This is a genomic window from Caballeronia sp. LZ062 (assembly GCF_031450785.1).
In the GTDB taxonomy this organism is placed as follows: domain Bacteria; phylum Pseudomonadota; class Gammaproteobacteria; order Burkholderiales; family Burkholderiaceae; genus Caballeronia.
This window is the reverse complement of the sequence record NZ_JARTWB010000002.1, coordinates 2,139,707-2,165,253: the sequence shown is the minus strand read 5'-3', so window position 1 is coordinate 2,165,253 and position 25,547 is coordinate 2,139,707. Positions and strand designations below refer to the sequence as shown.

The following is a 25,547-nucleotide window of genomic DNA, read 5'->3' as shown; positions in this document are numbered from 1 at the left end:
CTTCTTCTCAGTCAACCCTCACTCCACCGCCTTCATCATCTCCTCGACCACCTTCTTCGCATCTCCGAACACCATCATCGTCTTGTCCATATAGAACAGTTCGTTGTCGAGCCCGGCGTAGCCCGCCGCCATCGACCGCTTGTTCACGATGATCGTCCGCGCCTTATAGGCTTCAAGAATCGGCATGCCCGCGATGGGCGATTTCGGGTCCGTCTTCGCAGCCGGGTTCACTACGTCGTTGGCCCCGAGCACGAGCACCACGTCCGTCTGCCCGAATTCGCTGTTGATGTCCTCCATCTCCTGAACCATCTCGTACGGCACTTCGGCTTCCGCGAGCAGCACGTTCATGTGCCCCGGCATGCGTCCCGCGACCGGGTGAATCGCGTACCGCACGTCGATGCCCTTTTCAACGAGCTTGTCCGTCAACTCCTTCAGCGCATGCTGCGCGCGCGCGACGGCCAGTCCATAACCGGGCACGATCACCACGCTTTCCGCGTTGCCGAGCATGAAGGCGGCGTCATCGGCGGAACCGGATTTCACCGGCCGCTGCTCCTGCGCGCCGCCCGCCGCCGCGCCGCCCGCTTCGCCGCCGAAGCCGCCCAGAATCACATTGAAGAACGAGCGGTTCATCGCGCGGCACATGATGTACGAGAGAATCGCGCCCGACGAACCGACGAGCGATCCGGCGATGATCAACATCGGATTGTTGAGCGAGAAGCCGATGCCCGCCGCCGCCCATCCCGAGTACGAATTGAGCATCGAGACGACGACCGGCATGTCCGCGCCGCCGATCGGAATGATGATGAGCACGCCGAGTGCGAACGCGATCAGCGTCATGATGACGAACGGCAGCCACGACTGCGTCACCATGAAAATGATGCCGAAGCCGATCATCGCCACGGCCAGCAGCAAATTGATCAAATGCTGCCCCGAATACACGACCGGCGCGCCCTGAAAGAGCCGGAACTTGTACTTGCCCGAGAGCTTGCCGAACGCGATCACCGATCCCGAAAACGTGATCGCGCCGACGAACGTGCCGATGAACAACTCGACGCGATTGCCGTACGGAATCAGGTACCCCGGCGGCGCGAGTCCAAAGGCGGACGGTTCCGACACCACCGCATACGCGATGCACACGGCCGCGAGACCGATCAGCGAGTGCATCGCCGCGACAAGCTCGGGCATCTTCGTCATCTCGACTTTGGCCGCGATATACGCGCCCGCCGCGCCGCCGATGATCAACGCCGCGAACAACAGCGACAGCCCGAGCGAAAGATTCGAGCCGAGATCAGCGGCTTGCTTTGTGATGAGCGCGAGCGTCGTGAAGATCGCGATCGCCATGCCCGCCATGCCGAACGTATTGCCGATGCGCGCGGTCTTCGGATTCGACAGGCCCTTGAGCGCCTGAATGAAGCACACCGACGCGATCAGATACAGCAGAGTGACGACGTTCATGCTCATTTACGCGCCCTCCTTGCTGGTCAGCTTCCTCGGCTCCTTTTTCTTGAACATTTCGAGCATGCGCCGCGTCACGAGAAAGCCGCCGAACACGTTCACCGCCGCGAGCAGCACCGCGAGCGCGCCGAAGAACTTGCCCGTGCCGCCCACCGTCAGCCCGACCGCGAGCATCGCGCCGACGATCACGATGGCCGAAATGGCGTTCGTCACGGCCATGAGCGGGGTGTGCAGCGCGGGCGTCACGTTCCAGACGACGTGATAACCGACGTAGATCGCCAGCACGAAGATGATGAGGTTGATCACCGTATGGTTGATGACGTCCATGTTCGTCTCCGTGTCAGGCGGTCGCGCGGGCGAGCTGTCCGTCGCGGCACTGAAGCGTGGCCGCGACGATGTCGTCCGCGAGGTCGATGTTGAGCGTGCCTTCCTTCGTCAGGATCAGCTTCAGGAAGTCGAGCAGATTGCGCGCGTAGAGCGCGGAGGCGTCGGCGGCGACCATCGAGGCCAGATTCGTATGGCCGACGATATGCACGCCGTGCTTCGTCACCACCTGATCCACTTCGGTCAGCGGACAGTTGCCGCCTTTTCTGCCTTCGAACTCGGGGCCGCGTCCGGCGGCGAGATCGACGATCACCGACCCCGGTTTCATGTGCTTCACCGTTTCCACCGAGACGAGCGTCGGCGCGGGACGGCCGGGAATCAGCGCCGTCGAAATGACGATGTCGGCGGCCTTCGCGCGTTCGTGCACCAGCGCCGACTGCCGCGCGAGCCAGCTCGGCGGCATCGGCCGCGCATAGCCGCCGACGCCTTGAGCCGCCTCGCGTTCCTCGTCGGTTTCGAAGGGCACGTCGACGAACTTCGCGCCGAGCGATTCGATCTGCTCCTTCACGGCCGGCCGCACATCCGACGCTTCGACCACGGCGCCGAGGCGCTTCGCCGTCGCGATTGCCTGAAGGCCCGCGACGCCCGCGCCCAGGACGAGCACACGCGCCGCTTTCACGGTGCCGGCGGCGGTCATGAGCATCGGCATGAATCGCTGGTAGTACTGGCAGGCCATCAGCACGGCCTTGTAGCCGGCGATGTTCGCCTGCGACGACAGCACGTCGAGGCTCTGCGCCCGCGTCGTGCGCGGTGCGGCTTCGAGCGCGAACGCGGTCACGCTCGCGGCGGCGAGCCGCGCGGTGTTCTCGGTGTTGAACGGATCGAGCATGCCGATGAGCACGGCGCCCGCTTTCATCGTCGCGAGTTCTTCGGCGGACGGGGACTGGACCTTGAGCACGATTTCGGCTGATAACGCGGTGGCGGCATCGACGATATCGGCGCCCGCTTGCGCGAACGCGTCGTCGATATAGCTCGCCCGCACGCCCGCGCCGCTTTGCACCGAAAGGCGGTGTCCTTGCGCGACGAGCTTTTTCACGGTCTCCGGCGTGGCGGCGACGCGCGCCTCGTTCGCCCGTGTCTCGGCAGGCACTCCGATGTGCATGTTGAATCCTCCTGTCTTTCCTTTTCTTTTCTTGCCCTCGGGCGCGGCCACGCGCGAGGGAGACCAAGGCTGATTTCGAGTTTCAGATGCTGATGGACGGCTGTCTCAACTGTAACTGAAGAATATGCGCGGACAATGCGATCCGGCACCTGATCGCACTCCGCGCTAACCCTTAGGCCGCGCGCACGTGATGGGACGCGTAACGGTAAAATGTCGGCCATGAAATCAGATACTTGGGCTCCTCACGTTACGGTCGCGGCGATTGTCGAGCAGGACGGGCGCTTCCTCGTCATCGAGGAACACACATCCGCAGGGCTGCGAATCAACCAACCGGCCGGTCATCTCGAAGCGGGCGAAACGCTCGTCGAGGCGGTCGTCCGCGAGACGCTGGAGGAAACGGCGCATCGGTTCGAGCCCGAGGCGCTCGTCGGTGCTTACATGACGCACTTTCAGCGCCCTGAGCGCGATGTCACGTATCTGCGCTTCACGTTCTGCGGCAAGTCCGCGGGGGAAGTGGCGGGGCGCGCGCTGGACGAGGGGATCGTCCGCGCAATGTGGCTCACGCCTGACGAACTGCGCGCGACGGTTGCGCAGCATCGCACGCCGCTCGTGATGAAGTGCGTCGACGATTATTTGGCCGGGCGGCGCGTGCCACTCGATTTTATTCATACGCACTCGGTCGCGCCGGCGGTGCGCTCGTGACACGCTGGCGCGCCAACAACGCGGTATTTCCATGAACAAGCGAAAAGTGGTGGTGGGCATGTCGGGCGGCGTGGATTCGTCCGTGACGGCGTGGCTGCTCAAAGAGCAGGGCTACGAAGTCGTCGGCCTGTTCATGAAAAACTGGGAAGACGACGACGACGGCGAGTACTGCTCGACGCGTCAGGACTGGATCGACGTCGTTTCGGTGGCGGACCTGATCGGCATCGACGTCGAAGCGGTGAACTTCGCCGCCGAATACAAGGACCGCGTGTTCGCCGAATTTCTGCGCGAGTATTCGGCCGGCCGCACGCCGAACCCGGACGTGCTGTGCAACGCCGAAATCAAGTTCAAGGCGTTCCTCGATCACGCCATGTCGCTCGGCGCCGAAACCATCGCGACCGGACACTACGCCCGCGTGCGCGAGCAGAACGGGCTTTTCCAGTTGCTCAAGGCCACCGATTCGACGAAGGATCAGTCGTATTTCCTGCATCGGCTGAATCAGCAGCAGCTTTCGAAGACGCTCTTTCCGCTCGGCGAAATCCCGAAGACGAAAGTGCGCGAAATCGCCGCGGAAATCGGTTTGCCGAATGCGAAGAAGAAGGATTCGACGGGCATCTGTTTCATCGGCGAGCGGCCGTTCCGCGACTTTCTGAACCGCTATCTCCCGACGCAACCCGGACCGATGAAGACAGCGGAAGGGAAGATCGTGGGCGAGCATATCGGGCTCGCGTTTTATACGTTCGGGCAGCGCAAGGGCATCGGCATCGGCGGCGCGAAGGACGGCAGCGGCGAACCGTGGTTCGTCGCCGGCAAGGACATGGCGAGCAACACGCTCTATGTCGTGCAGGGGCACGACCATCCGTGGCTCTTGTCGCAGACGCTGGTCGCGGGCAACACGAGCTGGGTCGCGGGCTTCGCGCCTGACGACGGCACGGCCTGCGCCGCCAAGACGCGCTACCGTCAGCAGGACGCCGCCTGCCGCTTCGCCGCTGCGCACGACGGTCTTTTCGAGCTGCGCTTCGACGAAGCGCAATGGGCCGTGACGCCGGGACAGTCGGCCGTGCTCTACCAGGGCGACGTATGCCTCGGCGGCGGGATCATCGAGCGCGCGGCGGCCGATGCGGCATCGCCTGCGACATTGGCGACGGCCGCGAGCGAAAGCTGACGCACGCGCCTCGGACCGCGAAGGCCGGGGCGTCTCGATGACGCTTTCCTATCGTCCTGATAAAAAGTCATTCGATACAAGTGCTTGACTCTCTACCTATTAGTAGATAAAGTGAGCGCATTGAACAACCGATGGGTCACGCGATGGACAAGAACACAGTACGCGAGGCGCTGCTGGACCATGCGCAGACGGTCATGATGAAGCGCGGTTACAACGGCTTCAGCTACCGTGATCTGTCGGATCTTGTCGGCGTGAAGACGTCGAGCATCCATTATTACTTTCCGACGAAGGAAGACCTCGCGCTCGAAGCGGTGAACGCCTATAGCGCGGACGTCATGTCGTCGGTCTATGCCATCGACAGTTCGGCCTCCGCCGACAAGAAGCTCGACCGTTACACGAAGCTCTTCGGGCGGATCATCGGCGACGGAACGCAGGTTTGCCTGTGCGGCATGCTCGCTGCGGACATCGAATCGTTGCCGGAGAAGGTTCGGCAGGCCATTCAGGCGTTTTTCCGTGCCAATGAGAACTGGCTTGCGAAGGTTCTCGCGGAAGGCGAGGCGCAGAACACGCTCGATGCCGGAGGAAAGCCCGAAGCAGCGGCCCGGGCGTTGTATGCCGCGTTTCAGGGCAGTCTGCTCGCTTGTCGACTGTTTCAGACTCGCGCGCGGTTGGACGAAGTCGCCGCGACGGTGCGCCGGTAGATAACCCTGTGGATAACTATGTGAAAAACCCAATTCTTGATGCCCCTCAGTCTATCGTTTGATAGATAGATTTTGGCGACCTCGTTGCTGGCGGTGTCTTGGCGTCGCGTGTTACAAGCTCCTGGCATGCCCCGCAAGCCATCACATGCAGTGCCTGCGGCAAAAGCATCAGTGGATAAGCGGCGCAAACCCGTTGTGTTATCTATCTAGTAGTAGATTTACAGTAGTTACAGCGTTTCCTTTTTACCGTCTCGGAGAACCATCGTGAAAAAGCTGAAAACCGCATTGATCGCAAGCGCCGTTGCAACCGCCGTTCTCGCCCACGCGACAGCCGACGCCGCGCCGGTACTCGAGCCGGCGACGCAGCAGTTCATCGATGCACTGGCCGCGAAAAACGGCCCGCCGATCTACACGCTCTCGCCCGCCGACGCGCGCAACGTGCTCGCAGGCGCGCAAGCGCAGCCGGTCGCCAAACAGGCCGCGAAAATCGAAGACCGCGTGATCGAAGCCGGTCCCACGGGCAAGATCGCGCTCCGCATCGTGCGGCCAGTCCACGCGAAAGGCGCGCTGCCCGTCATCATGTATTTCCACGGCGGCGGCTGGGTGCTGGGCGACAAGAATACGCACGACCGGCTCGTGCGCGAGATTGCGAACGGCGCGGATGCCGAAGTCGTATTCGTCGACTACGATCGCTCGCCGGAAACGAAGTATCCGGTGCCGGTCGAACAAGCCTACGCGGCGACCCGCTACGTGGCGGAGCACGCCCGCGAGTTCGGCGTCGATGCGTCGCGCATGGCGGTGGCGGGCGACAGCGTCGGCGGCAACATGGCGGCGGCCGTGACGCTGCTCGCGAAGGAACGCGGCGGCCCGGCACTGCGCGCGCAGGTGCTGTTTTATCCGGTGACGGACGCGAATTTCGACGACGGCTCGTATAACGCGTTCGCCAACGGCCCGTGGCTCACGCGCGACGCGATGAAGTGGTTCTGGGACGCCTACGCCCCGAACGAGGCGGACCGCGCGCAGATCACGGCGTCGCCGCTGCGCGCGAGCATCGACGATTTGAAGGCGCTGCCGCCGGCGCTCGTCATCACGGATGAAAACGACGTGCTGCGCGACGAAGGCGAAGCCTACGCGCGCAAGCTGACCGAAGCGGGCGTTCCGGTGACTTCGGTGCGCTACAACGGCACGATCCACGACTTCGTGATGTTGAACGCCCTCGCGGAAACGCCCGCCGCGCGCGCCGCGATCGCGCAGGCCAACGCAACGCTCAAGGCTGCGCTGAAGAAGTAATGCGCGGATGCCGCCACGCTCCCGCCTTGCCCGGGAGCGCGGCGCTCAGCGCGGCTCGGTCTCGATGAACGATTGTCGTTGCGCGAGCCGCGCGTAGAACTTGTCGAGCGCCGGGTGCGCGTCTCGCCAGTTCAGCTCCGGCATACGGAAATCCAGGTAGCCGAGCGCGCAGCCGCAGGCGATATCCGCCAGCGTGAAGCGGTTCGCGGAACACCATTGCTTCGTGTCGAGACCGCGCGCCATCGCGCGCAGACCGTCCTCGATCTTGTGCCGTTGCCGCGCGATCCACGCGTCGCTGCGGTGGGCTTCCTCGCGCAGCACGCCTTCGAGGCGAATCAGCACGGCGGCGTCGAGCATGCCGTCCGCGAGCGCCTCCCAGCAGCGCACTTCGGTGCGCTCGCGCCGTTCCTGCGGCAGCAGCTTGCCGACTGGCGTGAGCGTGTCGACGTACTCGCAGATCACGCGCGAATCGAACACCGCTTCGCCGCCGTCCAGAATCAGACACGGCACTTTCCCGAGCGGGTTGAAATCGTGGATCTTGGAATCGGATGCCCAGACATCTTCGAGCACCAGTTCGCAGTCGATCTTCTTTTCCGCCATCACGATCCGCACCTTGCGGACGAATGGGCTCGTGTGCGAACCGATCAGTTTCATCATCTATTTCTTCGCGTTCGTTTCGGATAAAGCGGAGGTCGATCTTAACCGGGCGGGCGGAAGCCAACCGCATTTTCGAGATACGACGCGGGCCGGTGTCGTCTGCCCACAACATGACGCTGTGGGCAGACGCTCAGTGATGCTCATCAGCAGACGAAACACGGCGCCGCTGATGAAAACATCGGGTTCCTACGCTTCACCTTCGCGCGGGTGAGTACTGCGCGCTCGCGGTTGTCGCACCGCCCGACGCCGGGCACGGCAGAACCGGCGCGGGCCGTGGATTCGGCGCGGCGGCAGCTTTGCCTTTCGCGGACGAAGCGTTGGCAGGCGCAGGCGCAGGCGGCAGCGAAGCGAGACTTCGCACGCCTGCCGAAATGGCCGACGCAAGCGTATCCACCGCCTTGCGATGCCCGTCGACGAGCGCGTCGTAGCCGTCGCCGACGCGTTCGTCCGCCACCGTGCGGCACGTCATCACCGCTTGCGAACCAGCTGCGCGCACGCTCCAGACGGCATCGAGCACGGCTTGCGAGCCCGGCCAGGACTCGAACCGCTGAACTTTCACCGTCACGCGATACACCGGCGACGACTCCGGATACGGCGTGCCGTAGACATCGATCGCGTTCAGCTGTTGCGAGAGATCGCTCGACAGCGCGCGCCGCACTTCGTCGCCCGGAAGCGAGGCCCAGCGCTCCTGTTCCAGCACGCTCACCTGCGCAGGACTCGTCTGCACAACCAGCTGGTTGCGCGAAACCTGCTCCGGCATGTCCACCGGCGCGAGCTGGAAATAGAACGCGACCGGCGACGACGACACGGTCGCCGGCGTCTGCCCCGCGCCGCCCAGCGTGTAGAACCGGCTCGACGGCGAGGACGCGCACGCGCACAGCGCGCCCGCTGCGCCCACAGTCAACAACAACGCGCCGAACCTCATGGTTTGTCCTCCGGTTTGCCGCGCAACAGCGATTCCGGATGACGCTCCAGATAATCGGCCAGCGCATTGAGCGATTGAAGCGTCCGCGTCAGTTCCTGCATCGCCTGATGCACGTCGGACTGGAGCGGTGAGTCCTGCTGAAGCGTCGATTGCGCCGCGCCGAAGGTCTTCTTCGCCTGCGTGAGCGTGTCGCGCATTTCCGGCATGACTTCCTTGTTCAGTTGATCGAACAGCGTATTCGCGTTCTTCAGCGAGCCGTTCAGGTTCGTGCCGATCTGATCGAACGGGATCTTGTCCAGCTTGCGCGCGATGTCGGCAATCTGCAGTTGCAACTCGTCGAGCGTGTTCGGCACGGTCGGCAATTCGATCGGATCGTTACCGACGACGACCTTCGCAGGCGCCGCCTTCGGGAAGAAGTCGAGCGCGACGTACAACTGGCTCGTCAACAGGTTGCCGGTCCGCAACTGCCCGCGCAGGCCGCGTTTGACGAGCAGTTCCAGCATGTCGTGGCTTTGCTCCGTTCCCTGCTCGGGCAGGGCGGCTTTCGCGCGGCGGCCGAGCCGGTCCGGATAAAGATCGATGGTCACGGGCATCATGAACGAATGCGACTGCGGGTCGTATCGCACGCCGATGCCCGTCACCTGCCCGAGCACGATGCCGCGGAAATCGACCGGCGCGCCCACCGACAAGCCGCGCAGCGACTGATTGAAGTTCATCACGACGTGCACGGGGTCGCCGTCGGGGTCGCGCATGGCGTCGGCTTGATCCGACGCGAGGCGGAAGGTCGCGTTCTCCTTCGCTTGCGCGCCGGCTTGCTGATTCGGCGGCGTCTGGAACGCGATGCCGCCCAGCACGACCGTCGCGAGCGACTGCGTGTTGAGCGTGAAGCCGCTGGAATCGAGCCGCAGATCGACGCCGCTCGCGTGCCACCAGCGCGAATTCGTGCCGACGTACTGGTCGTAGGGCGCGTTCACGAAGACCTGCATGGTGACGCCGGTGCCGTCTTTATCGAGCGAAAACGCCGTGACCTGACCGACCTGCACGCGCCGGTAATACACGGGCGAGCCGATATCCAGCGAGCCGAGCGATTCGCCGTGCAGCGTGAATGTGTGGCCCTTCTGGTCGCCGGTGACGGCGGGCGGCGTCTCCAGCCCGACAAAGTAAGTCTGGTCCTCGGTCGATTTACCGGCGTCCGCGCCGATATACGCGCCGGACAGCAGCGTGGAAAGACCGGTCACGCCGCTTGCCGCCACGCGCGGCCGCACGACCCAGAAGCGTGTGTCCTTCACGGCGAAATCGGTGGCTTCCTTCGTGAGTTGCACGTCCACGAGCACGCGCGAATGGTCTTTGGAGAGCGTGATGGTCTTGACCGTGCCGATGTCCACATCCTTGAACTTGACCTTGGTCTTGCCGGGTTCGAGGCCCTCAGCGCTCACGAAACTAATGGTGACGGTCGGGCCGCGGCTCGACACCGTCTTCACGACGAGAAAAACGCCGATCAGCGCCGCGACGATCGGAATGACCCACACGAGCGAGGGCAACCAGCGGCTGCGCGGCTCGATCACGGGTTCGGGCAATCGCGGCGGCAGCCCGCCGCCACTGGGTTCCTCGGGCGTGTTCGGTGTATCCGGCCCATTCGGACCTTGGGCACTAGTCATATTTCTTTCCTGACGGTTCTATGTTGTCCCAAATCAGACGTGGGTCGAACTGCATCGACGCGAGCATCGTCAAGACGACGACGGACGCGAACGCGAGCGCGGCCGGCCCCGCCGTGATGACCGCGACCGACTTGAAACGCACGAGCGCGACGGTGAGCGTGACGACGAAGATATCGAGCATGGACCATCGGCCGATGCCTTCGACGATGCGAAATAGCGTGGTTCGCTGGCGCGGGCGCCACGTCGAGCGCCGCTGTACGCTCACGACCAGAAACGCGAGCGAAAGGAGCTTGAGCATCGGCACCAGAATGCTCGCAATGAAAATGACGGCCGCGAGCGGATAGTCGCCATCGCTCCAGAACAGCGCGACGCCGCTCATGATGGTGTCGTCCTCCGAGCCGAGAATGGACGACGTGTGCAGCATCGGAAACACGTTCGCGGGAATGTAGAGGATCGCCGCGCTGATGAGCAGCGCCCACGTCCGCGCGATGCTGTCCGGATTGCGCCGGTGAACGGCCGCGCCGCAGCGCGTGCAGCGCTGCTTTTCGACCGTGCGCGCGAGCGGCTGCACGAGACCGCACGCGTGGCACCCGACGACGCCCTCGCGCGAGGCCGTCGTGAAGAGCGTGGGCGGTTGGGCGCCGGGCTCTTGCGAGGCCGCGTTGCGCGGGGTGTCGGTCACGATTTCTGCCTCATGGACGCCACGGCGCGCGCGCGCCCGCGCCGCGGAAGATTGCTCGCAATATCCCACAGCGAGCGCGGATCGAAACTGACGACGACCGCCACCATCAGCGTGAGCGCGCCGAATGCGAAGAGGGCGGCTTCGGGAATCACGCGCGCGACGCTCAGCATCTTCACGAGCGTGACGAGCACGCCCAGCATGAACACCTCGATCATGCCCCACGGCCGCACGAACTGAATGGCGCGCAACGTGACGTGAAAGCCCGGCGGCACGTAGCCGGCGCGCACGGGCATCAGCACATAGAGCAGGGCGGTGAGCTCGCAGAGCGGAAACAAGATGGTCGCGCAGAACACGAGCACCGCGACGACTTCCATGTGCTCGCCCCACAGCGCGATGATTGCGCCGATGAGCGTCGTCTGCGACGTGATGCCGTTCGCATCGAGTTCGACGATGGGAAACGCCTGCGCGATGACGAAGGTGATGAGCGCGGCGAGCGTCGTCGCGCAGATACGGTCGAGATTCGGTGTGATGGCGCGATAGAGCCGCGCGCCGCAACGCGCACAATTCGCGCTGCTGTGCTCGGGAAGCGCGCGCTTCGTGAAGAGCGCGTCGCATTCGTGACATGCGATCAGTTCTTCTGAATCGTTCACATTCATAGTCGATGCCGGGCCTTCTCATGCGTGTTCGTATGGCGCCGCAAGGTCGGCCCGGGGCAGTAAGAGCAAGTCCCGAGCCAGCGCGCACGGTAGCAGCAGCATGGTATCAAACACGGATGCCATGCGACGATAAGACTCCTAGCGGAATAAATGCGCCTGCATTTACGTTCAATTCGGGCCGCGTTCGCGAGGGCATTATTGCGGGGAGCATCGACCGTTGCATGGGCGAAATAGTTCGTTGCATGAACGCGGTACATCGGGCGCAGAATGACGCAAAGCCCCGCCAGTGTTGCCTCGGAGCGTTTCAAGGTCGTGTGCGCGCACGGTGGCAATTTGCCGCTGTTCGGGTAGCATGGCGGCGCATGCATCGGTCAGAAATGGATCGCGCCGACGCACATCACAGATATTTAGGACATCGGCATCATGAACAGCAGTGTTGGCATCTCGCAGGCAAAACCGGCTGAGCGATACGGCGCGACGGCGATCGCTTTTCACTGGGTGATCGCGCTTTTGATCGTCGGCGGGTTTTACCTCGGCTGGATCATGACCGATATCCCCGGTTTCACGCCGACCAAGCTCAAGTATTTTTCATGGCACAAGTGGATCGGCGTGACCGTGTTCGTGCTGGCGGCGCTGCGGCTCGTCTGGCGCTTCACGCATCGCGCGCCGTCCATGCCGGCCGGCATGCCGCGCTGGCAGCAGGGCGCGGCGCACGTGACGCACGCGTTGTTGTATGTGTTGATGATCGTGATTCCCGCCTCCGGCTATCTCTACAGTTCGGCGGCGGGCTTACAGGTGGTGTACCTCGGCGTGCTGCCGCTGCCGACCCTCATCGGGCCGGACAAGGCGCTGAAGGCCACGCTGCGCATCGTTCATGTGGCGCTGAACTACGGGCTGCTGGTGCTCGTCGCGATGCATGTGCTCGCGGCGCTCAAACATCATTTCGTGGATCGCGACGGCTTGCTCGGCCGCATGCTGCCGTTCATCAGATAAAGCGCGGTGCGAGCTGCGATGGTTTCCTCGTCGTTGGCAAGGCGTTTCCGGCGCGCTGTTGGTTCCAGCATGCTTTTGATTTCCAATACCGGTTGCTCGTCGAATCAATAAAAAAGGCTCACATGAAACTGAAACTCAATGGATGGATGCTGGCGGCAGTGGCCGCAGCATCGCTCGCCACGGCAGCGGGCGCACAGGCACAGGTCGATATGGCGAAGAGCTCGGTCATCGCCACGTCCAAGCAGATGAACGTGCCCACCGACGGCAAGTTCAACAAGTTCAACGCGCAGATTTCATTCGATCCCGCGAAGCCTGCGGCAGGCAGCGCGAACATCACCATCGACACCGGCAGCTACGATCTCGGCGACGCCGACTACAACAAGCAGGTGCGCGGCAAGGAATGGTTCGACAGCGCGACGTATCCGACCGCCACGTTCGTTTCCAGCGCGATTGCGCCTGCGGGCGGCAATCAGTACAAGGTGACGGGCAAGATCACGATCAAGGGCAAGTCGCAGACGGTGACGGTGCCGGTCACCATCACGCAGCAGGGCGCGACCGAAACCTTCGACGGCTCGCTGCCGATCAAGCGCACGCAATTCGACGTGGGCACGGGCGAGTGGAAGGACACGTCGGTGGTCGCGGACGACGTCGTCATCAAGTTTCATATCGTCGCCGCGAAGAAGTAAGCGGCGGCCGTTTCGTTCAACAACGTAAATCAACACTCAATCAGTCAGGAGAAGCACTTGAACAAGCTTTCGATGATCGCCGCCGGCATGCTCGCAGCCGGCCTGTCCTTCAGCGCGATGGCCGCTGACACGTATCAGCTCGACCCGAACCACACGTATCCGAGCTTCGAGGCGGACCACTTCGGCGGCGTGTCGACGTGGCGCGGCAAGTTCAACAAGACCAGCGGCACCGTGGTGCTCGACCGCGCGGCGAAGACCGGCACGGTGGACGTGACCATCGACGTGTCGTCGATCAACACGGGCAACGCGAAGCTCGACGAGCATCTGCAAAAGCCCGAATTCTTCGATGCCGCCAAGTACCCGACGGCCGTCTACAAGGGCACGTCGATCAAGTTCGACGGTGACAAGCCGTCGGAAGTCGTCGGCACGCTGACGATGCACGGCGTGACAAAGCCGCTGAATCTCAAGATCGAGAGCTTCAAGTGCTTCGTGAACCCGATGATGAAGAAGGAAGTCTGCGGCACGGAAGCGACGGGGACCTTCGATCGCGGCGACTTCGGGATGGACTACGGCAAGTCGTACGGTTTCAGCCTGAAGACGGTGCTGCATATCCAGGCTGAAGGCGTGAAGCAGTAAGTCTCGACGGATTGCGCGAGAAAAAGAAAAGGGCCGGTCATCGAGACCGGCCCTTTTTGCTTCTGCGCTGCGAAAGAAGCGTTAAACCTGAGCGCCCGCGTTCGGGTCGTTCGGGTCGTACTTGTCCTTCTTTTCCTTGATCAGGTCTTCACGCTTGACGCCGAACCACATGGCGAGCGCGGCGGCAACGAACACCGACGAATAGATACCGAACAGAATACCCACGGTCAGCGCCAGCGCGAAGTAGTGCAGCGTCGGACCGCCGAAGAAGAACATCGAGAGCACCATCATTTCGGTACAGCCGTGCGTGATGATGGTCCGCGACATCGTGCTCGTGATCGCGTGGTTGATGACTTCGATCACCGTCATCTTGCGCTGCTTGCGGAACGTTTCGCGAATCCGGTCGAAGATAACCACCGACTCGTTCACCGAATAGCCGAGCACCGCGAGAATCGCCGCCAGCACCGAGAGCGAGAACTCCCACTGGAAGTAGGCGAAGAATCCGAGAATAATCACCACGTCGTGCAGGTTCGCGATGATGCCCGCCACCGCGTACTTCCATTCGAAGCGGAACGACAGGTAGATCACGATGCCGATCACCACGCATGCCAGCGCGGCGAGGCCGTTGGTCACGAGTTCCTTGCCGACCTGCGGCCCGACGAACTCCACGCGCTGCAAGCTGACTTGCGCGTCGTTCGACTTGAGCGCGCTCATCACCTGATCGCTCTGCTGGGCGGACGTCAAGCCCTGCTTGAGCGGCAGGCGGATCAGCACGTCGCGCGAGGTGCCGAAGTTCTGCACTTGCGCGTCGCCGTAACCGAGCTTCGCCATGGTGGCGCGCACCGGTTCGAGCGGCACGGCCTGCGGATACTGCACTTCGATGACCGTGCCGCCGGTGAACTCGACCGACAGATGCAGCCCGCGATGCACGAGGAAAAAGACAGCCGCGAGGAACGTGATGAGCGAGATCGCGTTGAAGATCAACGCGCGCTGCATCAGCGGCAAGTCGCGGCGAATGCGGAAGAATTCCATGTTTCGTCTCTCCGGGGCTCAGGGCTTCAGTGCGACTGGCCCGGTTTCTGTTGATCGATGCCGGGGCCCGAGCGGCGGCGCACGGTCGGCTTGCCGGTGGGCGCGGCCGTCTGAGCGCTTGCGCGCGGCGCGGCGGCGCGCGCCTTGGCCTTGCTGCGGGCGGCCGGGACGACTTCCTCGACGACTGCTTCGTCACCGTGCTGCGCGGCGAGATAAGCCGCAGCGGCGGATTCGGCACTTGCGCCTTCCGGACGCCACACCTGACCGATAGCCAGCGACTTCAGCTTCTTCTTGCCGCCATACCACAGGTTCACGAGACCGCGCGAGAAGAACACGGCCGAGAACATCGACGTCAGAATGCCGATACAGTGCACGACCGCGAAGCCGCGCACCGGGCCGGAACCGAACGCGAGCAGCGCGAGACCGGCGATCAGCGTGGTGACGTTCGAATCGAGAATCGTCGCCCACGCGTGCTTGAAGCCTTCCTGAATCGCGGTCTGCGGCGGCGCGCCGTTGCGCAGTTCTTCGCGGATACGCTCGTTGATCAGCACGTTCGCGTCGATCGCCATACCGAGCGCGAGCGCGATAGCAGCGATACCCGGCAGCGTCAGCGTGGCCTGCAGCATCGAGAGAATCGCGACGAGCAGCAGCAGATTCACCGACAGCGAGAGCATCGAGATCAGGCCGAACAGCAGGTAGTACACGATCATGAAGACGGCGATCGCGGCAAAACCGTACGTGACCGAATCGAAGCCCTTCTTGATGTTGTCCGCGCCGAGGCTCGGGCCGACCGTGCGTTCCTCGATGATGTCCATCGGCGCCGCGAGCGAGCCGGCGCGCAGGAGCAGCGCGAGATCGGTGGCGGCTTGCGGCGTCGGCTGGCCGGTGATCTGGAAGCGGTCGCCGAGTTCGGACTGGATGGTCGCGACCGTCAGCACTTCGCCCTTGCCCTTCTCGAACAGCACCATCGCCATCGGCTTGCCGATGTTGTCGCGCGAGACCGAGCCCACTGCGCGCCCGCCGGCCGAATCGAGACGGATGTTCACGGACGGACGCTGGTGATCGTCGAAGCCCGCCGAGGCGTCGATGATGCGGTCGCCGGTGAAAATAACCTGCTTGCGCAGGAACACGGTGCGGTCGCCTTGCTTGAACGCTTCGTCGCCGGGGGGAACGGCATCGTTCGGACTCGAGGCGTAGGTGTTCACCGGGTCGGCAAGGCGCGCTTCGAGCGTCGCCGTGCGGCCGATGATGTCCTTGGCCTTCGCCGTGTCCTGCACGCCCGGCAGCTCGACCACGATGCGGTCCGCGCCTTGTTGCTGAATCACCGGCTCCGCGACGCCGAGTTCATTCACCCGGTTATGCAGCGTCGTGATGTTCTGCTTGAGCGCGCCGTCTTCGACCGTCTTCTGCGTGCCCGCCGAGAACGTGCCGACCACCTGAACGCCGTCGCCGCTCTGGCGCGTCGTCCATTGGAGCTCGGAAACGCCCGTCGAAAGCAGGTTGCGCGCGTTGTCCGCGACCGCCTGATCCGAAAAATTCACGACGACCGATTGCCCCACGCGATTCACGCCGCCATCGCGAATATTGCGATCGCGCAGATACGTGCGGGCGTCGGCTGCGTCGGAATCGAGCTTTTTGTTCAGCGCGCCGGCCATGTCCACCTGAAGCAGGAAGTGCACGCCGCCGCGCAAGTCGAGACCGAGGTACATCGGCAGCGCGTGCAGCGCCGTCAGCCAGCGCGGCGAGGCGCTCTGCAAATTCAGCGCGACGATGTATTGCGGATCGGTCGGGTCGCTGTTCAGCGTTTTCGTCAGCAGGTCCTTCACGCGCAACTGCGTGTCGGTGTCCTTCAGGCGTACGCGAATGTTCGCGTTGGCCTGCGAATTGTCGAACGTGACTTCGTCCGCCGTGATGTGGCTCGCGGCGAGCGCGCCTTCCACATTCGCGAGCGTGGACGAATCCAGCTTGACGGTCGCCTTGCCGCTCGACACCTGCACGGCGGGCGCTTCGCCGAAGAAATTGGGAAGCGTGTACACGAGACCGATGACGAGCGCCACCAGCATCACGACATACTTCCAAAGGGGATAACGATTCATGGAGATGGCCGAACAGAAAGTTGGCTTCGGGGGAGAGGGCGTCCGGCGTTATGCGCGACGAGCCGCTTGAGTGACTCGTGTGACTCGGAGGGCTCGGAGCGAGGCCGCGCCGGACGCGAAAGGATCTGGCCTTACAGCGACTTGATGGTGCCCTTCGGGAGAATAGTCGTGACGGAGGCCTTCTGCACGGTGATTTCCGTGCCTTCGGCGATTTCCACGCCGACATACGCTTCCGACACCTTCGTCACCTTGCCGACGATACCGCCGTTGGTCACCACTTCGTCGCCCTTGGCCATGGCGGCCAGCATGTTGCGATGCTCCTTCTGACGCTTCATTTGCGGACGGATCATGATGAAGTACAGCACCGCGAACATCAGGATCAGCGGCAGAAAGCTCATCAGACTCGATTCCGCGCTGCCCGCGGTGGCGCCTTGTGCAAAGGCATTCGAAATGAACGACACGTTGGTCTCTCCGTTATACGTCGAAAATACTGCGAAATTGCGATTTGAAGACCGGCTCAGAAATTAGCCCGACATTCTACCACTCGCCCATGCCGGCAAGACGCCGGAATGCGCTTTGGCATCAAGCCGTTAGGCCCGCGCGCAAGGCGTTTCGGCGAGCGATAGAAAGCTTATTGTAATGCCGGCCGGGCCGCGACCGGCGTTCGCTCAATCGACCCCGCGCGCGCGGTTTTCGGCGAACGTCTTGCGGAACGCGTCGAACGAGTGATTTTCAATCGACTCGCGCACTTCGCCGATCAATTGCAGGTAGTAGTGCAGGTTGTGGATGGTGTTGAGTTGCGCGCCGAGAATCTCGCCCACGCGATGCAGATGATGCAGATACGCCCGCGTGAAGTTACGGCACGTGTAGCAGCCGCAGCTTTCGTCGAGCGGTTTCATGGAATTCTTATGGGTCGCGTTCTTGATCTTCAGATCGCCGAAGCGCGTGAATAGCCAGCCGTTGCGCGCATTGCGCGTGGGCATCACGCAATCGAACATGTCGACGCCCGCCGCCACGCCTGCCACGAGATCCTCCGGCGTGCCGACGCCCATCAGATAATGCGGCTTGTCGGCAGGCAGTTTCGGCCCGATGTGGTTCAGAACGCGCATCATGTCTTCCTTCGGCTCGCCGACCGACAGCCCGCCGATCGCGAAGCCGTGAAAGCCGATGTCGGAGAGTCCTGCCAGCGATTCGTCGCGCAGGTCTTCGAACATGCCGCCCTGCACGATGCCGAAGAGCGCGTTCGGATTGCCGAGCCGCGTGAATTCGTCGACGGAACGCTTCGCCCAGCGCATCGACATGCGCATGGAGTCGGCGGCTTCCTTGTGCGAAGTCGGCACGCCGTTGGTCGCGTACGGCGTGCATTCGTCGAACTGCATGACGATGTCCGAGTTCAGCACCTTCTGGATCTGCATCGACACTTCGGGCGAGAGGAACAGCCGGTCGCCATTGATCGGCGACGCGAACGTGACGCCATCTTCGGTGATCTTGCGCAGATCGCCGAGCGAAAACACCTGAAAGCCGCCGGAATCGGTGAGAATCGGCCGGTTCCAGCCCATGAAGCGATGCAGCCCGCCGTGGGCGCCGATCGTCTCAAGTCCTGGGCGCAACCAAAGGTGAAACGTGTTGCCGAGAATGATCTGAGCGCGAATTTCTTCGAGTTCGCGCGGCTGGATCGCTTTCACGGTGCCGTACGTGCCGACCGGCATGAAAATCGGCGTCTCGATGACGCCGTGATTCAGCGTGAGGCGGCCGCGGCGCGCCTGCCCGTCGGTCGTCAGCAGTTCGAACTTCAGGCCGTTGTCCGGCGGAGTGTGATTCTCGGTCATGTCGATTCCTGTGCTACCGGAGAACAGTCCGGCGCGTCGGGTTGAAAAATCAGGCGCGCGTGAGCAGCATCGCGTCGCCGTAGCTGAAAAAGCGGTAACGCGCCTCGATCGCGTGACGGTACGCCTCGCGGATCGTCTCCATGCCGGCAAACGCCGAGACGAGCATCATCAGCGTCGATTTCGGCAGATGGAAGTTGGTGATCAGCCGGTCGACGATGCGGAACTCGTAGCCCGGCGTGATGAAGATATCGGTTTCCGCGCTGGTCGCGGCAAGCGGTCGGCCGGCCTCGGCGGCATCGCGCGCGGCGGCTTCGAGCGCGCGCATGGACGTTGTGCCGACGGCGATCACGCGGTTGCCGCGCGCCTTGACCGCTGCGATGCGATCCACGAGCGGCTGCGGCAGCGCGTACCACTCGCTATGCATCTTGTGCTCGGCGATGTTGTCGACGCGCACCGGCTGGAACGTGCCCGCGCCGACGTGCAGCGTAAGCGTCGCGCGTTCGACGCCGCCCGCATCGAGCCGGGCAAAGAGGGCGTCGTCGAAATGCAGGCCCGCCGTGGGCGCGGCCACCGCGCCGGGGTTGGCCGCATAGACGGTCTGGTAGCGCGATTCGTCGTAGGCGTCGGCGTCGTGCTCGATATACGGCGGCAGCGGCAAGCGCCCGTATTGCTCGATGAGCGTCAGGCAATCGGCCGGAAAGTGCAGCGTGTAGAACGGCTCCACGCGCTCGCCGACGGTCACGTCGAATGCGTCCGCGAGCTTGATGCTGCTGCCCGCCGTCGGACTCTTGCTCGCGCGAATCTGGGCGAGCGCGGTGGTCGCACCGGTCAGGCGCTCGATCAGCACTTCCACGCGCCCGCCACTGGCCTTCTGGCCGAAGAACCGCGCCTTCAGGACTTTGGTATCGTTGAAGACGAGCAAGTCGCCCGGCTCGATCAGCTCCGGCAGTTCGGAGAAACGCCGGTCGGTCAGCGTGGCGGGCGCGGTGCGGTTGTCCACTTCGAGCAGGCGGCTCGCGCTGCGCTCGGCGAGCGCGCTTTGCGCGATCAGCTCCGGCGGCAGATTAAAATCGAAATCGGAAAGCGTGAACATGGCTTGAAGTCGTGCGAACGAAGCTGAAATAGACGTCAGCGCCGAACAAACCTCACATTGTACTTGCGAAGAGATTAGATGCCCTTGTCCGACCGTCGCCTGTCCTCCCCGGCCGATGCGCCCGCGAGCGCCGAGCCTGGCGCCGGGCTCGCCGCCGCGCCCGCGGCGAAGCGCGCGAAAACCGGCGACGACGCGGCGAAGAAGGCAAAGCCCGTCGTCAAGACCGCGGACAAACTCGCCAAACTCGGGCTCAAATCGGACATCGACCTCGTGCTGCATCTGCCCATGCGCTACGAAGACGAAACCTCGCTCACGCCCATCGCAGAGCTGATTCCTGGCGATATCGCGCAGACCGAAGGCATCGTCTTCGACAACGAGATTGCGTATCGGCCGCGAAGGCAGTTGCTCGTCAAGATTCACGACGACGCCGGCGACGAACTCACGCTGCGTTTTCTCAACTTCTACGGCTCGCAGGTCAAGCAGATGGCCATCGGCACGCGCCTGCGCGTGCGCGGCGACGTGCGGGGCGGCTTCTTCGGGCTGGAGATGGTGCATCCGGCGGTGCGCCCCGTCGATGGCGATACGCCGCTGCCCCAGGCGCTGACGCCCGTCTATCCTTCGACGGCAGGCATCTCGCAGGCGTACTTGCGCAAGGCCATCGACAATGCGCTCACCCGCGTGGCGCTGCCCGAACTGATGCCGGACCCGGTGGCGCGCGCGCACCTCGCGCCGCTGAATCTGCCGGGCCTGCTCGACGCGGTGAAGACGCTGCATCATCCGCGCGCGGATTCGGACGAAACCGCGCTCATCGACGGTACGCATCCGGCGTGGACGCGCATCAAGTTCGAGGAACTGCTCGCGCAGCAGCTTTCGCTCAAGCGCGCGCACGCCGAGCGCCGCACGCGCGCGGCGCCCGCAATGCCGCGCCGGACCGCCAGCGATGCCGATTCGCTCGTCACGCGCTTATTGCATGCGCTGCCGTTTAAGCTGACCGGCGCGCAGGAGCGCGTGGTCGCGGAAATCGCGGGCGAATTGACACTCGCGTATCCGATGCAGCGGCTGCTTCAGGGCGATGTCGGCAGCGGCAAGACGATTGTGGCGGCGCTCGCGGCGGCGCAGGCCATCGACGCCGGCTATCAGGCCGCGCTCATGGCGCCGACCGAGATTCTCGCCGAGCAGCACGCGCGCAAGCTGCGCGGCTGGCTGGAGCCGCTCGGCGTATCGGTGGCGTGGCTCGCGGGCAGTCTGAAGGCGAAGGACAAGCGCGCCGCGAGCGAGGCGGCGGCGCTAGGCACGGCGCAACTCGTGATCGGCACACACGCGATCATTCAGGACACGGTGGAATTTGCGCGGCTCGGCCTCGTGATCGTGGACGAGCAGCATCGCTTCGGCGTCGCGCAGCGGCTCGCGTTGCGGGCGAAGGCGCAGAAAGCCGCGGACGGCGCGCGCGACTTCCAGCCGCATCAACTGATGATGTCCGCGACGCCGATTCCACGCACGCTCGCGATGACCTACTACGCGGACCTCGACGTCTCGACCATCGACGAATTGCCGCCGGGCCGCACGCCGATCTTGACCAAAGTGGTCTCCGATTCCCGGCGCGACGAGATCATCGGCCGCGTGCGCGAGGCGGCGCTGACCGGGCGGCAGGTCTACTGGGTGTGTCCGCTGATCGAAGAAAGCGAGACCTTGCAGTTGCAGACGGCGGTCGAGACTTACGAGACGCTCGTCGCTGCGCTGCCGGAATTGCGCGTCGGGCTGGTTCACGGGCGGCTCGCGCCCGCCGAGAAAGCCGCGGTCATGGACGCCTTCTCGCGCAATGAGGTGCAGTTGCTGGTTGCAACGACGGTGATCGAAGTCGGCGTAGACGTGCCGAATGCGTCGCTCATGGTGATCGAGCACGCCGAACGCTTTGGCCTTGCACAGCTGCATCAGTTGCGCGGGCGCGTGGGGCGGGGCAGCGCGGCGTCCGTCTGCGTGCTGATGTATTCGAATCCGCTCTCGCAGACGGCGCGGGCTCGCTTGCAGACCATGCGCGAAACCACCGATGGCTTCGAGATCGCGCGCCGCGATCTGGAGATTCGCGGTCCCGGCGAATTTCTTGGCGCGCGCCAGTCGGGCGAGGCCATGCTGCGCTTCGCGAGTCTCGAACAGGATGGCTGGCTGATCGAGCCCGCGCGCGAGGCCGCGCAACAGATGCTCGACGCCTTTCCGGATGCGGTCGAGCGGCATCTGGCGCGCTGGCTCGGCGCACGCGAGCAGTATTTGAAGGCATAGGCCGCGAACTTGCCGGCGTTTCGTCGGTCCCTATTTGATTCGCCGGTTACGCGAGTCATGCGGGCTACGCTGGTTACAAGCGGCGCGCCGGGAAATGGACAAGTTGTCGAACCGGCATTCGCAGGTGTATAACTCAAACCTATTGAACCCATGTCTTCCATTGGTCCCCAATGACGCTCACTGAATTGAAGTACATCGTCGCGGTGGCGCGCGAGCGGCACTTCGGCCGCGCCGCCGAGGCGTGCTTCGTCAGCCAGCCGACGCTGTCGGTGGCAATCAAGAAGCTCGAGGACGAGCTGAACGTGCAGATCTTCGAGCGCGGCACGAGCGAGGTCAGCGTTACGCCGATCGGCGAGCAGATCGTCACGCAGGCGCAACGCGTGCTCGAACAGACGCTCGCCATCAAGGAAATCGCCAAGCAGGGCAAGGATCCGCTCGTCGGGCCGCTGCGCCTGGGCGTCATCTACACCATCGGGCCGTATCTGCTGCCGACGCTCGTCAAGCAGATGATCAAGTCGGTCCCGCAGATGCCGCTCATGCTGCAGGAAAATTACACGCTCAAGCTGATCGAGCTTTTGAAGCAGGGCGAAATCGACGTCGCGATCATGGCGCTGCCGTTTCCCGAAACCGGGCTGATGGTGCGCGCGCTCTACGACGAGCCGTTCGTCGTCGCCATGCCGTCCGGGCACGCGTGGGAGAACCGCAGCAAGATCGACCCGGACGATCTGAAGCAGGAAACCATGCTGCTGCTCGGCAGCGGACATTGCTTCCGCGATCATGTGCTCGGCGTCTGCCCGGAACTCATGCGGTTCTCGCAGAACGCCGACGGCATTCAGAAGACGTTCGAAGGCTCGTCGCTGGAAACGATTCGGCACATGGTCGCGAGCGGCGTCGGCATCACGGTGCTGCCGCGCATGTCGGTCATGGAAGTGAAGCCGCACGCGCCGGGCATCGACTCGGGCTTGCTCAGTTACGTTCCGTTCGACGAACCCGTGCCGGACCGGCGCGTGGTGCTCGCGTGGCGCAAGAGCTTTACGCGGTTGCCGGCAATCGACGCCATCTCTGATGCAATCGCCGCTTGCGATTTACCGGGCGTTAAAAAGCTGGATATGCCCGTGGCGGTGAATTAAACGATTCCGTCTTTGCTGTGCAGTGAACCGCGCTCTCGAAAGAGGCGCGGTTTTTTATTTGGCGGCCGACTTTTGTGCGGTTCTGTGTTTTTTGGTCAATTGCCGCTGTCGCGATAAGAACGCTGTGCCTCGCGCCCTAAAATTTTCGCACTGGCGCGGCATCTCCGTCGCGCCTCATACACAGGAACGAGAATAAGAATGGGCTTTTTTGAAGCAGTTCGCGTGGCTTTGATCGAGAAATTCGCTACCTTCGACGGCCGTGCTCGCCGTTCGGAATATTGGTATTTCCAACTTTTCGCGGGCATCGTCGGGGGGCTTGCAATGGGGTTGATAGGCATGAACGAAGATTCGCTAGGCATAGTTTCACTCGTCACGCTCTTTGTTTTTGCGCTATTCGTGCCGAGTCTCGCGGTCACGGTCCGACGACTGCACGACACCGGCCGATCCGGGTGGTTTTATCTCATCGCGTTCGTGCCGCTCATCGGCGGCATTTTGGTCTTTATCTGGACGTGTTCGCGCGGCACAGAGGGCATGAACCGCTACGGTTCGGACCCGCTCAACGCCGCGTAACGCGTGGACGGCGCACTGCGCCGTCCACAGCGTCACAACTATCGGATAAATAAAATTAATCGAATATTAGAATCTGATAGTTTTGATATGCTCTGTCCTCAGAGAGCCACCCGGCTCCGACAAGACAAGAGGAACAGAGCGATGACAACCCGCCAGCCCGACGCATACCGCACCGCGAGCTTATCGACGCCGTGGTCAGAACTGCGCGCCGTCGCGCTCGACGTCCTCGTTGCCTTCGCCCGCACCGCGTAAGGAACGCTTGAGCGACGCACTCATCATCCCAAGCCAACACAAACTGGAGTATCACGATGACGACCCAACGACTCACCACCGCCAGCGGCGCGCCCGTAGGAGACAACCAGAACTCGCAGACCGCCGGCCTGCGCGGCCCCGTGACGCTGCAAGACTTTTGGCTCATCGAGAAGCTGGCGCACTTCGACCGCGAAGTGATTCCCGAGCGCCGCGTGCATGCGAAGGGCTCGGGCGCATTCGGCACGTTGCGCGTCACGCACGACATTTCGCGCTACACGAAGGCGAAGCTCTTCAACGAAGTCGGCAAGGAAACGCCCATTTTCATGCGCTTTTCGACGGTAGCTGGCGAGCGCGGCGCGGCCGATGCCGAGCGCGACGTGCGCGGCTTCTCCATCAAGTTCTACACGGAAGAGGGCAACTGGGACGTGGTCGGCAACAACACGCCGGTATTTTTCATTCGTGATCCGCTCAAGTTTCCGGACTTCATTCACACGCAAAAGCGCGATCCGTACACGAATTTGCGCAGCAACGTGGCGGCGTGGGATTTCTGGTCGCGTCATCCGGAATCGCTGCATCAGGTGACGATTTTGATGAGTGATCGCGGCATCCCGAAGAATTACCGGCAGATGCACGGCTTCGGTTCGCACACGTTCTCGTTCATCAACGCGGACAACGAGCGCTTCTACGTGAAGTTCCACTTCAAGTCGCAGCAGCCGCTCGAAAATTTCACGGATGCCGAAGCCGCCGCCGTGATCGCCGCTGACCGCGAAAGCGCGCAGCGCGATCTGGTCGAGAACATCGATCGCGGCAACTTCCCGCGCTGGAATTTCCGCGTTCAGATCATGCCGGAAGCGGACGCAGCGACGTATCACATCAATCCGTTCGACATCACGAAGGTCTGGCCGCACAAGGACTATCCGCTGATCGATGTCGGCGTGATCGAACTGAACCGCAACGCGCAGAACTATTTCGCGGATGTCGAGCAGTCGGCGTTCACGCCGGCGAACGTGGTGCCGGGCATCGGCTTCTCGCCGGACCGTCTGTTGCAGGGGCGTCTCTTTTCCTACGGCGACACGCAACGCTACCGGCTCGGCATCAATCACCATCAGATTCCGGTGAACGCGCCGCGCACGCCGGTCGCGAATCCGTTCCATCGCGATGGCGGGATGCGCGTCGATGGCAATCTCGGCGGCCGCGTGAACTACGAGCCGAACCGCTTCGGCGACTTCGCGCAGGATGCAAGCGTGAACGAGCCGCCGCTCGCGGCGGGCGCGGTGGATCGCTACGATCATCGCGAGGACGGCGACTATTACAGCCAGCCGGGCGCGCTCTTCCGCCTGTTCGACGATGCGCACCGCGAGCGGTTGTTCGGCAACATCGCGCGGCACATTCACGGCGTGCCGGACGAGATCGTCGCGCGGCAGATCGAGCACTTCCGCCGCGCCGATCCGGCGTATGCACAAGGCGTGGTCGATGCACTCGCGCGGCTCGGGCAGCGGATCGACGTGAACAAGGACATTGAAGACACGGCTGCCGTCTGATTCGCGTGATACGCGCGGCGGCAGCAGTTGAACGG

Annotated in this window: 24 protein-coding genes; 11 read left to right on the top strand and 13 right to left on the bottom strand. The window is 63.3% G+C overall.

Annotation, left to right across the window (positions count from 1 at the left end):
* Nucleotides 1–18 precede the first annotated feature (18 nt).
* From P9239_RS16100 to P9239_RS16090, 3 genes are read right to left on the bottom strand one after another with little or no spacing between them, the layout of a single operon-like run.
* Nucleotides 19–1,461: an NAD(P)(+) transhydrogenase (Re/Si-specific) subunit beta gene (locus P9239_RS16100; RefSeq protein ID WP_309752582.1), complete on the bottom strand. Its 1,443-nt coding sequence runs from the start codon at nt 1,459–1,461 to the stop codon at nt 19–21.
* The gene (locus P9239_RS16095) at nt 1,462–1,782 is read right to left on the bottom strand and encodes an NAD(P) transhydrogenase subunit alpha (protein WP_175939459.1); all 321 of its coding nucleotides are present in this window, start codon (nt 1,780–1,782) and stop codon (nt 1,462–1,464) included.
* Nucleotides 1,783–1,795: 13 nt separating this feature from the next.
* On the bottom strand, nt 1,796–2,941 hold the full coding sequence (locus tag P9239_RS16090) for a Re/Si-specific NAD(P)(+) transhydrogenase subunit alpha (RefSeq protein WP_309752580.1): 1,146 nt from the start codon (nt 2,939–2,941) through the stop codon (nt 1,796–1,798).
* 219 nt (nt 2,942–3,160) lie between these two features.
* Here P9239_RS16090 and P9239_RS16085 point away from each other — a divergent pair, with 219 nt between their 5' ends.
* From P9239_RS16085 to P9239_RS16070, 4 genes are all read left to right on the top strand, one after another.
* On the top strand, nt 3,161–3,643 hold the full coding sequence (locus P9239_RS16085; RefSeq protein WP_309752578.1) for an NUDIX hydrolase: 483 nt from the start codon (nt 3,161–3,163) through the stop codon (nt 3,641–3,643).
* A gap of 31 nt (nt 3,644–3,674) precedes the next feature.
* A complete protein-coding gene (mnmA, locus tag P9239_RS16080) occupies nt 3,675–4,808 on the top strand; it encodes a tRNA 2-thiouridine(34) synthase MnmA (RefSeq protein WP_309752577.1) in 1,134 nt (377 codons plus the stop codon).
* A gap of 143 nt (nt 4,809–4,951) precedes the next feature.
* Nucleotides 4,952–5,509 carry a TetR/AcrR family transcriptional regulator gene (locus P9239_RS16075; RefSeq protein ID WP_309752574.1) on the top strand — a complete coding sequence of 186 codons (558 nt, stop codon included), beginning with the start codon at nt 4,952–4,954 and terminating at the stop codon, nt 5,507–5,509.
* Nucleotides 5,510–5,773: 264 nt separating this feature from the next.
* On the top strand, nt 5,774–6,799 hold the full coding sequence (locus tag P9239_RS16070) for an alpha/beta hydrolase (RefSeq protein WP_309752572.1): 1,026 nt from the start codon (nt 5,774–5,776) through the stop codon (nt 6,797–6,799).
* Nucleotides 6,800–6,844: 45 nt separating this feature from the next.
* Here the strand turns inward: P9239_RS16070 and P9239_RS16065 are convergent, their stop codons facing one another.
* From P9239_RS16065 to P9239_RS16045, 5 genes are all read right to left on the bottom strand, one after another.
* On the bottom strand, nt 6,845–7,453 hold the full coding sequence (locus P9239_RS16065; RefSeq protein WP_309754096.1) for a glutathione S-transferase: 609 nt from the start codon (nt 7,451–7,453) through the stop codon (nt 6,845–6,847).
* A 196-nt stretch (nt 7,454–7,649) separates the two neighbouring features.
* Nucleotides 7,650–8,381: a PqiC family protein gene (locus P9239_RS16060; RefSeq protein ID WP_309752570.1), complete on the bottom strand. Its 732-nt coding sequence runs from the start codon at nt 8,379–8,381 to the stop codon at nt 7,650–7,652.
* A complete protein-coding gene (locus P9239_RS16055; protein ID WP_309752568.1) occupies nt 8,378–10,039 on the bottom strand; it encodes an MlaD family protein in 1,662 nt (553 codons plus the stop codon). Before P9239_RS16055 ends, P9239_RS16060 begins: the two co-directional genes overlap by 4 nt.
* A complete protein-coding gene (locus tag P9239_RS16050; RefSeq protein WP_309752567.1) occupies nt 10,032–10,721 on the bottom strand; it encodes a paraquat-inducible protein A in 690 nt (229 codons plus the stop codon). The genes P9239_RS16055 and P9239_RS16050 overlap by 8 nt, the downstream gene beginning before the upstream one ends.
* Nucleotides 10,718–11,377, bottom strand: a complete 660-nt coding sequence (locus P9239_RS16045) for a paraquat-inducible protein A (protein WP_309752565.1) — start codon at nt 11,375–11,377, stop codon at nt 10,718–10,720. Before P9239_RS16045 ends, P9239_RS16050 begins: the two co-directional genes overlap by 4 nt.
* 423 nt (nt 11,378–11,800) lie before the next feature.
* Between P9239_RS16045 and P9239_RS16040 the strand changes: the two genes are divergently transcribed.
* From P9239_RS16040 to P9239_RS16030, 3 genes are all read left to right on the top strand, one after another.
* Nucleotides 11,801–12,370 (top strand): cytochrome b, encoded by a 570-nt coding sequence (locus P9239_RS16040; RefSeq protein WP_309752563.1) that lies wholly within the window; start codon nt 11,801–11,803, stop codon nt 12,368–12,370.
* Between the two features lie 122 nt (nt 12,371–12,492).
* Nucleotides 12,493–13,056: a YceI family protein gene (locus P9239_RS16035; RefSeq protein ID WP_309752561.1), complete on the top strand. Its 564-nt coding sequence runs from the start codon at nt 12,493–12,495 to the stop codon at nt 13,054–13,056.
* A gap of 72 nt (nt 13,057–13,128) precedes the next feature.
* Complete coding sequence (locus tag P9239_RS16030) at nt 13,129–13,692, top strand: YceI family protein (RefSeq protein WP_404980087.1); 564 nt, start codon at nt 13,129–13,131, stop codon at nt 13,690–13,692.
* A gap of 81 nt (nt 13,693–13,773) precedes the next feature.
* Here P9239_RS16030 and secF read toward each other — a convergent pair whose 3' ends face one another.
* The 5 genes from secF to queA form a co-directional block, all read right to left on the bottom strand.
* On the bottom strand, nt 13,774–14,724 hold the full coding sequence (gene secF / locus P9239_RS16025) for a protein translocase subunit SecF (RefSeq protein ID WP_244847900.1): 951 nt from the start codon (nt 14,722–14,724) through the stop codon (nt 13,774–13,776).
* A gap of 26 nt (nt 14,725–14,750) precedes the next feature.
* Nucleotides 14,751–16,820, bottom strand: coding sequence for a protein translocase subunit SecD (gene secD / locus P9239_RS16020; protein ID WP_309752555.1), 2,070 nt, complete (start codon nt 16,818–16,820; stop codon nt 14,751–14,753).
* Between the two features lie 131 nt (nt 16,821–16,951).
* Nucleotides 16,952–17,281 carry a preprotein translocase subunit YajC gene (yajC, locus tag P9239_RS16015; RefSeq protein WP_159835259.1) on the bottom strand — a complete coding sequence of 110 codons (330 nt, stop codon included), beginning with the start codon at nt 17,279–17,281 and terminating at the stop codon, nt 16,952–16,954.
* Nucleotides 17,282–17,488: 207 nt separating this feature from the next.
* A complete protein-coding gene (gene tgt / locus P9239_RS16010) occupies nt 17,489–18,649 on the bottom strand; it encodes a tRNA guanosine(34) transglycosylase Tgt (protein WP_309752552.1) in 1,161 nt (386 codons plus the stop codon).
* 49 nt (nt 18,650–18,698) lie between these two features.
* Nucleotides 18,699–19,742, bottom strand: coding sequence for a tRNA preQ1(34) S-adenosylmethionine ribosyltransferase-isomerase QueA (gene queA, locus P9239_RS16005; RefSeq protein ID WP_309752551.1), 1,044 nt, complete (start codon nt 19,740–19,742; stop codon nt 18,699–18,701).
* 78 nt (nt 19,743–19,820) lie between these two features.
* On the opposite strand from queA, the gene recG reads away from it, so the two are divergent.
* From recG to P9239_RS15985, 4 genes are all read left to right on the top strand, one after another.
* Nucleotides 19,821–22,019: an ATP-dependent DNA helicase RecG gene (gene recG / locus P9239_RS16000; protein ID WP_309752549.1), complete on the top strand. Its 2,199-nt coding sequence runs from the start codon at nt 19,821–19,823 to the stop codon at nt 22,017–22,019.
* Nucleotides 22,020–22,189: 170 nt separating this feature from the next.
* A complete protein-coding gene (locus P9239_RS15995; RefSeq protein WP_309752547.1) occupies nt 22,190–23,149 on the top strand; it encodes a hydrogen peroxide-inducible genes activator in 960 nt (319 codons plus the stop codon).
* Nucleotides 23,150–23,347: 198 nt separating this feature from the next.
* The gene (locus P9239_RS15990) at nt 23,348–23,719 is read left to right on the top strand and encodes a DUF805 domain-containing protein (protein WP_309752545.1); all 372 of its coding nucleotides are present in this window, start codon (nt 23,348–23,350) and stop codon (nt 23,717–23,719) included.
* A 308-nt stretch (nt 23,720–24,027) separates the two neighbouring features.
* Nucleotides 24,028–25,512: a catalase gene (locus tag P9239_RS15985; RefSeq protein WP_309752543.1), complete on the top strand. Its 1,485-nt coding sequence runs from the start codon at nt 24,028–24,030 to the stop codon at nt 25,510–25,512.
* The last annotated feature ends 35 nt before the right edge of the window (nt 25,513–25,547 follow it).